At 62.5% G+C, this 11,727-nt stretch carries 9 protein-coding genes and 4 pseudogenes; 7 read left to right on the forward strand and 6 right to left on the reverse strand.

The window, feature by feature from the left end; genetic code table 11:
- Window positions 1-3: 3 nt before the first annotated feature.
- Window positions 4-417 (forward strand): hypothetical protein, encoded by a 414-nt coding sequence (locus tag ACFQT0_RS23090; RefSeq protein WP_380205403.1) that lies wholly within the window; start codon window positions 4-6, stop codon window positions 415-417.
- Window positions 418-452: 35 nt separating this feature from the next.
- Window positions 453-1,340: a hypothetical protein gene (locus ACFQT0_RS23095; RefSeq protein WP_380205404.1), complete on the forward strand. Its 888-nt coding sequence runs from the start codon at window positions 453-455 to the stop codon at window positions 1,338-1,340.
- Between the two features lie 79 nt (window positions 1,341-1,419).
- On the opposite strand, the pseudogene ACFQT0_RS23100 reads toward ACFQT0_RS23095, so the two are convergent.
- Window positions 1,420-1,737, reverse strand: a pseudogene (locus tag ACFQT0_RS23100) (MGMT family protein); the annotation flags it as partial.
- Between the two features lie 221 nt (window positions 1,738-1,958).
- Between ACFQT0_RS23100 and ACFQT0_RS23105 the strand changes: the two are divergent.
- The 5 genes and pseudogenes from ACFQT0_RS23105 (at window position 1,959) to ACFQT0_RS23125 (ending at window position 8,052) form a co-directional block, all read left to right on the forward strand.
- Complete coding sequence (locus tag ACFQT0_RS23105; protein WP_380205405.1) at window positions 1,959-2,660, forward strand: biotin/lipoyl-binding protein; 702 nt, start codon at window positions 1,959-1,961, stop codon at window positions 2,658-2,660.
- Window positions 2,627-3,085 carry an efflux RND transporter periplasmic adaptor subunit gene (locus ACFQT0_RS23110; RefSeq protein WP_380205406.1) on the forward strand — a complete coding sequence of 153 codons (459 nt, stop codon included), beginning with the start codon at window positions 2,627-2,629 and terminating at the stop codon, window positions 3,083-3,085. Before ACFQT0_RS23105 ends, ACFQT0_RS23110 begins: the two co-directional genes overlap by 34 nt.
- Window positions 3,086-3,390: 305 nt before the next feature.
- Window positions 3,391-4,044 (forward strand): annotated as a pseudogene (locus ACFQT0_RS23115) (efflux RND transporter permease subunit); the annotation flags it as partial.
- Window positions 4,045-4,081: 37 nt separating this feature from the next.
- A pseudogene (locus tag ACFQT0_RS23120) lies at window positions 4,082-6,468 on the forward strand (efflux RND transporter permease subunit).
- 201 nt (window positions 6,469-6,669) lie between these two features.
- Window positions 6,670-8,052: a TolC family protein gene (locus ACFQT0_RS23125; RefSeq protein ID WP_380205407.1), complete on the forward strand. Its 1,383-nt coding sequence runs from the start codon at window positions 6,670-6,672 to the stop codon at window positions 8,050-8,052.
- 172 nt (window positions 8,053-8,224) lie between these two features.
- Here ACFQT0_RS23125 and ACFQT0_RS23130 read toward each other — a convergent pair whose 3' ends face one another.
- The 5 genes and pseudogenes from ACFQT0_RS23130 to ACFQT0_RS23150 form a co-directional block, all read right to left on the reverse strand.
- Window positions 8,225-8,851, reverse strand: coding sequence for a T9SS type A sorting domain-containing protein (locus ACFQT0_RS23130; RefSeq protein ID WP_380205408.1), 627 nt, complete (start codon window positions 8,849-8,851; stop codon window positions 8,225-8,227).
- Window positions 8,852-8,868: 17 nt separating this feature from the next.
- Complete coding sequence (locus tag ACFQT0_RS23135; RefSeq protein WP_380205409.1) at window positions 8,869-9,096, reverse strand: hypothetical protein; 228 nt, start codon at window positions 9,094-9,096, stop codon at window positions 8,869-8,871.
- 156 nt (window positions 9,097-9,252) lie between these two features.
- Window positions 9,253-10,515, reverse strand: a complete 1,263-nt coding sequence (locus ACFQT0_RS23140) for a zinc dependent phospholipase C family protein (RefSeq protein WP_380205410.1) — start codon at window positions 10,513-10,515, stop codon at window positions 9,253-9,255.
- Between the two features lie 120 nt (window positions 10,516-10,635).
- Entirely contained in the window at window positions 10,636-11,022 is a 387-nt protein-coding gene (locus ACFQT0_RS23145) for a family 43 glycosylhydrolase (RefSeq protein WP_380205411.1), read from the reverse strand.
- 185 nt (window positions 11,023-11,207) lie between these two features.
- Window positions 11,208-11,723 (reverse strand): annotated as a pseudogene (locus ACFQT0_RS23150) (family 43 glycosylhydrolase); the annotation flags it as partial.
- Window positions 11,724-11,727 lie beyond the last annotated feature (4 nt).

The following is an 11,727-nucleotide window of genomic DNA, read 5'->3' on the forward strand; positions in this document are numbered from 1 at the left end:
CTAATGAAACTTAGCCGCCCTCTGCCCCGCTACTATTTAATTCTGGCCACCTTATGGCTGGTCTTCCCGGCCGCGAGCCATGCCCAGTTGTACTACCACTACATCGACCTGGGCAAGACCACGCTCGTCCTGCCCAACCGGGCCGTGCACGTGGAGCAAGTGCTCGATGCCCGACCCCGCCGCGAGGGTATCGGCACGGTGCACCGGGGCCTGAACAACCTGCCGCAGGCTGGCCGACCTGCGCCCTTCGGTGCCACATGCCCTGACCACCTGGCTGCAGGCCCGCCTGCCCGCGCGCCCCACCGACCACCCCGTGGTGCTGGTGCTACGGCAGTTGCAGCTGGCCGAAGAAATCAATGCATTTTCAGAAAAAGCCTCCCTTGGCGTGTCTGTGGACGTGTACGCGCGCCTCGCTGACGGCTACCACTACGTGTTGAACGCCACCGAGCCTGGTGGAAAGCAAGGGAATGGAAACCACGGCGCAGCACCCCGCCAACCTGGCCCTGGCGTTTCAGCGCTGCCTGGCCCAGTGCCAAAGCGTGAACTGGGACAAGCTCCCGGCCCAGCCGGCCCGCACCCTGGCCGAACTGCAACAGCTGAGCCGCCCGGCCGCCGTGGCGCTCCGCTACTCCGCCCTCATCGATTCGGTGCGGCCCAAAGGCTACTACCCCACCTTTCTGGCGTTTCGCAACAACCAACCCGTGACCGAGCCGGCCCTAACCGTTAGGTCCACGCCGCGCACCGCCAAGGGCTGGGTGGGCACGCTGGAAGTGGAGCCGGCTCTGGCCGCGGCCACCGGTACGCCCACCGCCCTGCGCAACGTTTGGGGATTTTCGGACGGGCAGCAGGTGTACATCTGGCACAACCGGCACTACCTGCCGCTCACGCGGGCCGGCAACTCGTTTCACTTTGTGGGCTTTATGGGGCCCGACCCCGGCGCAGTGGGCACGGCCAGCTTCCTGGGCGGGGCCGTGGGCGGGGCCATTGCGGCAGCGGCCACCTCGGGCAAGCCCGGCGACTTGACCCTGGACATGGTGACGGGCGCCGTCTCGCCCTTTGCAGAAGCCAGCAGCGGCGCTCCGACCGACACAGCCATGATTTATGTGTACCGCCGCGCCAGTAGCACCCCGGGGCCGGTGCAGGTGCTGCTCAACGACAAGCTGGTGGCCGAACTCGACGCCTACCAAGTTGTCGCCATTCCTTACCTGGACAAGGTGAACGAGGTGAGCCTGTGCCTGCAAACGGCCCCCGGACGCTGCCTGGCATTCATCCCCCTTTCGGCACCGCGTCCTACGTCGAAATTGCCCGCAACCTCGCTGACCCGGCCAAACCGCTGCTAGAACGCGTGGCCGTTAAAAAGGGCATTTTCGATTTGCGGGTACTTCGGGTGCACAATAAGTCGGCTCAGTAAGCTGGCAGCTACACCAGCTCCACGGCCGGGTCCCAGAACAGCCGGGCGAAGTCCACCACCCGGTCCTCTTCCACGCGCACGCCTTCGGCTTCCAGGGCTTCCTGCATGGCGGTGGGGCTGGCGAAGTGCAGGCGGCCAGTGAGGTGGCCCAGGCGGTTTACCACGCGGTGGGCCGGCACGTACTGCTCGGCGGTGTGGGCGGCCATCATGGCGTAGCCCACGGTGCGGGCGCCGTGCCGGGCGCCGAGGTAGTGGGCAATGGTGCCGTAGGTGCTCACGCGGCCAGTTGGGATAAGGCGCACGACTTCGTGCACATCCTGAAAAAATTGCGCGGCTCGGGGGCCGTTGGGGCGTTTGGCTTCATCGGGGCGAAGATAGTTTCGGTCCGCGTGATGCTGCCCTACGTCTATTTTATGCTACGAGTACGCAACCTTTCAGCCGAAATTTGCCCTTTATCAGTTCTCATTGCCCAACTACCGCACCGCTTACTCTTCGGCGCCGGCTGGTCCGTTAAACATCCGCCACCGCTCGCGCGTTCTTGCCACCTATGCCAGTCGAAACCAACACCCTTGCTCCTGCTCCGACGTGGGACACCACCACCACGCCCGGACCTACCGCTGCCCCTCCCACCCCTAACCATACGCCGGAAACGCCGCCGTCCAAGGGCCGAGGCTGGTTGGGCTGGCTGATTGCGGCACTGCTGATTGCCGGCCTGGTGTTCGTGAAGATGAAGTATTTCCCGAGCAATGCCGCAGGCGATAAAAAAGGCGGCGCGGCCGGCGGCCCCGGCGGTGGAGCCAAGGGCGGCGGAGGCCCCGGCGGCAAGGGCAGCGGGCAGCGCCTGCCGGTGCAGGTGTACGTGGTAGCAGCCACCAACCTGGACAACGAAGTGGCCGCTACGGGCTCGGTTCTGCCCGAAGAATCGGTGGTTATCAAAAGCGAGCTGTCAGGTAAAATCACGGCCCTCAACATCCGCGAAGGCCAGTCGGTGAGCAAGGGCCAGCCTGCTGTTCAGCATCAACGCCGACGAGGCCCAGGCGGCCATCCGCAAGCAGGAATACAACATCAAGCTCTACCGCGACCAGGAGCGCCGCCAGCGCACGCTGCTCGACAAGGAGTACATCAGCGTGCAGGAATACGAGCAGTCCAACAACCAGCCTGCTCACGGCCCAGGCCGACCTGCAGGCCCTGCGCGCCACGCTGGCCAAGGCTTACGTGCGGGCACCGTTTTCCGGCGTGCTCGGCCTGACCACCGCCACCCTGGGCACCTACGTGAGCCCCGGCACCGAAATCACCACCCTGTCGCGCGTGCGGCCCGTGAAGATTGACTTTGCCGTCCCCGGCCGCTTCGCCGCCAACGTGCGCGTGGGCGACGTGGTGAGCGTGGTAGACGAAACGACCAACAAGAAGTTCGACGCCAAGGTCTACGCCATCGACCCGCAGATTGACCCCGTGAGCCGCACCCAGCCCGTGCGCGCCCGCTACGCCAACACCAACAACGAGCCTGCGCCCCGGCGCCTTCGTGCGCGTCAACCTGAAGCTCGGCGAAAGCACGACGGCCCTGCAGGTGCCCACCGAAGCCGTGATTCCGGAAGCCAGCGGCTACAACGTGTACACGGTGAAGGGCGGCAAAATGGTGCCCAAGAAAGTGAAAATCGGCATTCGATCCGATAAGGTCATTCAAATCACCGAAGGCATTGCCGTGGGCGACACGGTGATTCGAACCGGCATTTTGCAAGTGAAGCCCGGCGACGCCGTTAGAATAATTAAGTAAGAACCTCACTCCCTTCCTTGGATAAGGAGGGGACGCTCAACTGCTAAGTTGAGCTGGGGTGGTTGCCCTCGTTGAACGACTCGCGGCAGGGCCGTTCAGGCATCTTGCAACGGCTCAACCACCCCCGTCCGCGCTGAAGTGCGAACATCCCCTCCTTGGTAATGAGGGGAGCTTTGGTTCTGACAAGCATAACACCTCCTATCCCATGAGCTTATCCAGCACCAGTATCAACCGCCCGGTTCTCGCCATTGTGATGAGCCTGGTCATCATCATTTTTGGTGTTATCGGGTTTCGGTATCTCAGCGTTCGGGAATACCCGAGCGTCGACCCGCCCATTATTACGGTGCAGGCCAGCTACACTGGCGCTTCGGCCGATGTGATGCAGGGCCAGGTGACCGAACCGTTGGAGGAAGCCCTGAACGGCATTGCGGGCATCAAGAACATGACGTCGAACTCGCGCGACGGCCGCACCCAGATTACGGTGGAGTTTGACCTCGACGCCGACCTGGAAACGGCGGCCAACGACGTGCGCGACAAGGTTTCGGGCGCGCAGGGCCGCCTGCCGCGCGACATCGACCCGCCCATCGTGAGCAAGGCCAATGCCGACTCGCAGCCCATCGTCATCACCTACGTCATCTCCGACAAGCGCACGCTGCTTGAACTCACGGACTACGCCAACAACATCCTGAAGGAACGCCTGCAAACCATTCCCGGCGTGTCGGAAATCCGGATATATGGGGAGCGGAAATACTCGATGCGCCTGTGGCTGGACCCCGTGAAGCTGTCGGCCCTGCGCGTGTCGCCGGTAGACGTGCAGCAGGCCCTCACCCGCGAAAACGTGGAGCTGCCCAGCGGCTCGGTGCAGGGCGAGGCCACGCAGGCTCACGCTGCGCACCATGGGCCGCCTGACCTCGGTAGAGGACTTCAACAACCTGATTATCCGCAAGGACGCGGTTTCGCTCGTGCGCCTGTCCGACATCGGCTACGCCGAGCTGTATCCGGAAAACGACCAGACCATTCTCCGGGTGAACGGCATGCCCGGCGTGGCCCTGGCCGTGGTGCCGCAGCCGGGTTCGAACCAGATTGACATTGCCGACGAGTTCAACCGGCGCTTGAAGGTTTTTGGCAAAGACCTGCCCCCGACCTGAAGCTGCAGACGGGCATCGACAACTCCATCTTCATCCGCAACTCCATCAGTGAGGTGGAGCACACCATCATCGAGGCGTTTGTGCTGGTGGTGGTCATCATCTTCCTGTTCTTGCGCGACTGGCGCTCCACCATCATTCCGGTGGTGGCCATTCCGGTGTCGCTGGTGGGTATTTTCTTCGTGATGTACCTGCTGGACTTCTCCATCAACGTGCTGACGCTGCTGGCCATCGTGCTGGCCATTGGCCTGGTGGTGGACGACGCCATCGTGGTGCTGGAAAACATCTACTCGCGCATCGAGGACGGCGAAGAGCCCAAGGAGGCCGCCATCAAGGGCACCGAGGAAATTCTGATGGCCGTGGTGAGCACCACGGTGGTGCTGGCGGCGGTGTTTTTGCCGGTGGTGTTCCTCACGGGCATCACGGGGCGCCTGTTCCGCGAGTTCGGCATTGTGGTGGCGGGCTCGGTACTGATTTCGGCCTTTGTGTCGCTGACGCTGACGCCCATGATGTGCGCCAAGCTGCTGAAGCGCCATGAGACGCACAACTGGCTCTACCGCAAAACCGAGCCGTTCTTCGAGAAGATGATTAGCGCCTACCAAGACAGCCTGCGCACTTTTTTGCGCAACCGCTGGCTGGCTTGGGCGATGATAGTGGTGACTGTTGGCGGCATTTGGGGCTTTATGAAAATCATCCCCTCGGAGCTGGCCCCCGTGGAAGACCGCAGCCGCGTGAACGTGAACGCCACCGGCCCGGAAGGCGCTTCGTTTGAGTTCATGGATAATTACATCAGCCAGCTCACCAAGCTGGCGATTGACTCGGTAGGCACCGAGAACCTGAACAGTGTATTTACGGTGACCTCGCCGGGCTTTGCCGGCGGCTCCAACTCGGGCTTTGCGCGGGTGCTGCTCACGGAGGCCGACCAGCGGAAGATAACCCAGGACCAGGTGGCTACGAAGCTAAGCGCGGGCGTGAAGAACCTGCCCGCCGCCCGTACCTCGGTGTCGCAGGACCAGAGTATTGGCGGCGGTGGCGGCGGCCTGCCGGTGCAGTTTGTGGTGCAAAGCCAGAACTTTGAAAAGCTGCGGGAAGTGGTGCCCAAGTTTCTGGAGTTGGCCCGCCAGGACCCCACCTTCCAGTTCGTGGACGTGAACCTCAAGTTCAACAAGCCCGAGCTGCGCGTGAACATCGACCGCGAAAAAGCCCAAAGCCTGGGCATTTCGGTGCAAAGCATCTCACAGACCCTGCAAGCCGGCCTCAGCGGCCAGCGCTACGGCTACTTCATCCGGGGCAGCAAGCAGTATCAGATTATCGGGCAGGTGGCGCGCGAAGACCGCAACCAGCCGCTCGACGTGCGCCTGCTGTCGGTGAAAAACGCCGCGGGTGAGTTGGTGCAGCTTGACAACGTCATCCGGCTGGAGGAAAGCAGCACGCCGCCCCAGCTCTACCGCTTCAACCGCTACAATTCGGCCACGTTCTCGGCCTCGCTCGCGCCCGGCAAAACCCTGGGCGACGGCATCGCGGCCATGCGCGCCATTGCCGAAAAGAACCTCGACGACACCTTCACCACCGAGCTGTCTGGGCCTTCGCGGGACTTCGAGGAAAGCTCCTCTTCCCTGCTCTTTGCCTTTGGCCTGGCGCTGGTGCTGATTTACCTGGTTCTGGCGGCGCAGTTCGAGAGCTTCCGCGACCCGGTCATCATCATGGTGACGGTGCCGCTGGCCTTGTCGGGTGCCTTGTTTAGCCTGTGGTACTTCAACCAGACGCTGAACCTGTTCTCCCAAATTGGCATCATCATGCTGATTGGCCTGGTAACCAAAAACGGTATTCTCATCGTGGAATTTGCCAACCAGCGCGTGGAGAAGCACAACGTGGACTACATGACCGGCCTGATTGAAGGCGCCACAGCCCGCTTCCGCCCCATTTTGATGACGTCGCTGTGCGCCATTCTGGGCATTCTGCCCATTGCCATTGCCACCGGCGCGGGTGCCCTTAGCCGCCGGGCCATGGGCATCGGCGTGGTGGGCGGTCTGATATTCGCCACGGCCCTCACCCTGTACGTGGTGCCGGTAATGTACTCGTACTTCGCCACGGCCAAGAAGCACAAGCCCAAAGTAGCCGAGGCCGTGACTGCATAGTTAAAAACTCCCCTCCTTTTTTAAGGAGGGGATGCTCAACTGCTAAGTTGAGGGGGTGGTTGCCCTCGTTGCACGATACCCGAACGATGCCACTCAACTCGTTCCGTTAGTCGTGCAACGGCTCAACCACTCCGGCCGCAGCTGAAGCTGCGGCATCCCCTCCTTAAAAAAGGAGGGGAGCTTGATGTTCTGAATTCTTACATGAAACGCTTTTCGCTCCTCCTTCTTTCCCTACTTCCGCTGGCTGGCCAGGCTCAGGTGAAAACACCTCCGGCCCGGTCCTCGCAATTGACCAAACCCACCAGCGTAGCCCCGGCCACGCCCTTGTCGTTGCAGCAAGCCATCACGGAAGCTTTGCAGCACAACTTCGGCATTCTGCTCTCGCGACAGGACGAAACCATTGTGGGCAACAATGTGACGCGTGGCAACGCCGGCCAGCTGCCCAGCCTCCGCGGCAACCTCACCCGGACGTTCAACAATAACAACATCAACCAGAAATTCGGCGAGAATTCCCCGCGCATTGTGAACGGGGCCACGTCGAACGCCTTCAACACAAACGTGACGTTGGGCTGGACGATTTTCGACGGCTTCGGGATGTTCATCGCCTACGACCGCCTGAAAACCCTGCGCCAGCAGCAGCAGCAAATCACCCGCGCCACGGTGGAAGAAACCGTGGAAGACGTAACCAATGCCTACTACGACGTGGTGCGCCAGGCTGGCAAAATCACCTCGCTCGAGGCGGCGCTCAAGATTGGGCAAGCCCGCATCGACCTGACCCAGGCCCGGGTAAACGTAGGCGTGAGCGCCAAGGTGGAAGTGCTGACGGCCCAGGTGGACTACAACGCCGACCGCAGCTCGCTTCTGCAGCAGCAGCAGGCCTTAACTGCCGCCAAAATCACGCTCAACAACTTGCTGGGCCGCAGCCCGCGCCTCGACTTCTCTCCTTCCGATAGCCTGACGGTGACGCGCGACCTGCGCGAAGACGCCATCACCGAAGGCATCAAAACCCGCAACCCGCGCCTGGCCCAGGCCCGCCTCGGCACCGAGGTGGCTACCTACGACCGCCGCCTGGTGCGGGCATCGCGCTTTCCGCAAGTGGGGCTGGTATCGGGCTATGGCCTCACGCGCAACATCAACAACGCTGCCTTCGCCGGCACGGTGCTCACCAGCAGCGTCAACCAGGTGCAGGGCCTGAACTATGGCATCACGGCTTCGGTGCCCATCTTCGACGGCTTCAACCTGCGCCGCCAGGAGCAAAACGCCCGGGTGGTGGAAGAGCAAAGCCAGCTCAGTCTGGCCCAAACTTCCCTGCAGCTGGATGCCGCGGCGGCCACGGCGTTTGCCCAATACCAGAACTTCCTGCAGCTGCTGGAGCTGGAAGAAGCCAACATCCTGCTCTCACGCCAAAACGTGGAAATTGCGCTGGAGCGCTACCGCCTGGGCCTGCTCACGCCCCTGGCCCTGCGCGAAGCCCAACGCACCCAGCTCGACGCCGAAACCCGCCTGCTGGACATTCGCTACGCCGCCAAGCAAGCGGAGATTCAGCTTCGACGCCTGAGCGGCGACCTGGTGCAGGCGCAGTAACCTCACCCCGGCCCCTCTCCAAAAGAGAGGGGAGCCAGACGTTTACCAATGAAAAAGCCCCGGCTCAAGATTGAGCTGGGGCTTTCTCTTTTAAGAATTGAGTGGTACTTGTGCCGTGGCACCCTCTCTTTTGGAGAGGGGCCGGGGGTGTGGTTAACCAGGCGGCGTGAGGTTACTCCTTCACAAACCGCTTGGTTTCGCTGCCCGACTTCGTGGTGATTTTATAGAAGTAAGTACCAGGCGGCAGGTCGTACAAATCAAGCTGCTTGGTGTAGGCGCCCTTTTCAACTTTGGTTTCGGAGAGCAGCGTGCGGAGCTTGTTGCCGTTTTTATCCAGCAAATCGACCGTGACGGGGCCGGCTTTTTTCACTTCGTACTCCAGGTTGCTGGTGGCCGCGGCGGGGTTGGGATAGAAGCTGGTGCTGCCCACGCTGCGCTCTTCGCTGCTGGCAGCGGGCGCAGTCGGGTCCATGAGCAGGAACATGGCGGGCCGGAAAAAGCGGCGCATCCCGCCGGGCTCGCGCATCCGGCCGCCGTGGGCGGCCATGCGCTCGCGCTGCTCGGGCGTAGCATTTTTGTTGGCAATGGATTTCAGGTCGGCGGCCCATTTTTCCTTCTGGGGCTGCACTTCCTGGGTTAGCTGCCGAATGGGTGCTTCGTATTTCTGAGCCATTTGGGCCACGCTCAGCATGATGGTTTTGGTTTGTGAGCGGAGCTGCTGCATCTGCTGCCGCTGGGCTTCGGTGAGCGTGGGGCGAGCGCCGGGCTGTGGGCCGGCCGGGGCAATGCTCTGGCGCAAGGCTTTGCCCTGCTGTTTCAGGGCTTTGAGCCTGGGTGCGATAGCTGGCGAGCCTGAGCGCGGTCGGCGGAAGCCGCCTGGGGCTCCAGCTTCTGGCGCTGCTGCTGCACTGTGGGCAGAATGTTGGCCTGGTAGTAGGCTTGAACTTCGCGGCGAGCGGGGCCGCCTTGGGCCAGGCTAGCCCCGGAGGCCGACAACACCGCCAGTAGCACCAGCATGAGAAATGTGGAGGATTTCGTTTTCATGGCAATAATCGGGGGTATTAATAAATAGCCGCTTTTACTGCCATAGATGCCCCGGCCTGCAACAGGTTTAAGAGCTTACCCAAAAACTTGCTGCCCCTGGGCACGCGGCGCCAACCACCGGCCACTACCCGTGCTCCTTGCCCATTCAACTACGCCCTACTGCAGGGCCCTGAGCTGCTCCAGCGCCTCCTTGGTTTCGCGCTGCTTGTCCTCCTTCATCTCTTGGGGCGAGGCTGAGGCTTTGGGCGTAGCGCTGTTGTAAAAGGCCAGGATATTTTTCCGGGCGCTGGGATTGATGTTTTCGAATTTCTTGGCGGCCAGCTTGCGCAGCCACTCCCCGTAGGTTTCGTCGGCCAGGGGTACTCGCCGGCGTGCGTGGGGTGGCCGGTGTCGAAGTCGGTATTGGGCAGGGTCGGGGAAGCGACGGCCGTATCGGAGGGCTGCCGGGCAATGTCGGCCCGGTAGTTGGCCATCACGGTTTTGAAACTGGACCGGAAAAAGCCTGTGCTTCGGGGGTAGGCAGCTTGAAGGCAAACGGCTTGAGCGGCCCAATCTTGGGCAGCACCCGAATGAAATAGGAAATGATACGGGCCCCGAACCCGGGCCGCTGGTACTCGTTGCCGAACTCCTTGCGGAACTGCCGGGGGCTAATGCGCTTGAGGTAGTCGCGGCGCCGGGCCCCGGGCTCAGCTTCAGAATGTCCTTGCGCTTGAGTGCCATGCGGCGCGGGCGGCCGTCGGAATCAGCTGGCTTACCGAAAAACGAAACGAGGCAATGCTCAGGTCCACATTCGCAAACACCTGCCCCAATTCCAGCCCGTAGGTTTCCAGAAACGCCCGCTCCAGCACCGACTTGCTCACCTGAAAGCCGAATTTCTGGTGGTAGTCCTGGGTGTGGTACTTGCCGCTGGCCAGCTGCACCACGTCGAAAGCAAATTCGAGCCTGGGTGTGCTGCTTGGGGGCTTGGTTGTACGTGATGACGGGGCCGAACTTCCTGGCCAGGTCGGGGTACACGCTGGCCATGGCGCGGTTGGTGCCTTCGGGGTGCCCGCTTACGTCGGCGGCGTAATGGGCCAGAGCGCCCAGCGCAAAGGCGTAATCGTTGCGGTTTTCGGATTGGTTGATGAGGCTCCGCACAAAGTCGCCGGACCGCACGTAGTGCGTGAGGTTGGTAAACAGCACGTTACCGAAGGGGTAGTACCCCATGTCTTGCAGAATGGCCCCGCCGTAGGCATAGGCTTTGGCGGCGGCCAGCTCTTCGGCCGTGCCGCCGGGGTAGCGCTTCTGCAAAGCCGGCACCAGGCTGCGCTCCCAGGTAGAGTCGATGTTGGCCTGGTGGGTGAGTACGGAGTAGGCCGCGGCCGGGCGGGAGGCAAAAGCCAGCCCCACGGCCAACAACAAAGTGTAGAAACGAAACATGGGCAAGAAGTGCACTACATACTGCGCCTGCAACGGCAAACGGTGCTCCACCGTTGCCGCCCGTTGCCCTCAGGCATTCAACCCGAAACGCTCAAGGTAACTCGCCGGCTAAAAACGTACTTAAGGTAGCACTTTCCAGCTACGCGGGCAGCGGCTGGGGCGTGTAGGTGGGCCCCACGCAGCGCGGGCCTGGGCCGTCCAGGCCAGCCGGTCGATGCACAGCTGCCGCTCGGTCATGGCCTTGTTCCAGGCGTGGTACACGAGGTATTCGGTTTTGCCGTTGGGGCTCAGCACGTGGGAATGGTGGCCGGGGCCGCGCACGTGGCCGGCCACGGCGTGCAGCACGCGCGGGCCTTTTTCCGCGCCAGCGTCCGAGTACGGCCCCATGATGGAATCGGCCACGCAGTAGTCCACGCCGTAGCGGGGCGTGAGAAAGTTGGCGCCGCTGTAGAAGCAGTAGTATTTGCCGCCGTGCTGCCGCACAAAGGCCCTTCCAGCGTGTGCCACTCGGGAAAGATTTTGTTGCCGTAGAGCGGCATGGTGCGGTTTTTCTCAAACAGCGTCCAGTCGTGGCGGGCGCGCATCACGGTGCGGCTTTCGCCGGCCAGCCGGGTCATGTCGAGCAGGCGGTCGACTACCAGACCAGTGCCGGGGCGGTAGCCGTCGTCGGTGTCGATGAAGTCGCGGGCGTAGAACAGGTACCACTGCCCGTCGGTGTCCCGGTACGGGTGGGCATCGATGGTAAACTTGCTGGTGGGCACGTCCAGCAAGGCTACTTGGGTGTAGGGACCCTCCGGCTTTTTGCTGGTGGCCACGTGCAGGCGGTGGCCCACCGTGGCTGCAATGGCGCCGCCGCCCATGGAGTAGTACATGTAGAAGGTCCCCTGGTGGTACACCACTTCGGGTGCCCAGAAGTTGACTCCTTCGGCGCCGGCGGGTGGCGTGAGGGCGCCGCCGGCATTCTTCCAGCTCACAAGGTCGGTGGAAGTGAGCAGGGTGAAAATGCGGCCGTCGCGGGTCCTCCCCTGGCCGGTAGTCCCGAAGGCATAGTAGCGCCCCTGATGGCGCAGCACAAACGGGTCGGGAAACTGGCCGGCGTACACCGGGTTGGTGTACGTGCGGGCGGCCGCGAGCGCCTGCTGGCTGGCAGCGGCTAGTGCCGCCAAGCCCGCAGCGGCTTGCAACATAAAGTCTTGACGGGAAGGCATGGTG

Origin of the sequence: Hymenobacter humi, from assembly GCF_042665855.1 — a bacterium.
Lineage (GTDB): Bacteria > Bacteroidota > Bacteroidia > Cytophagales > Hymenobacteraceae > Hymenobacter > Hymenobacter humi.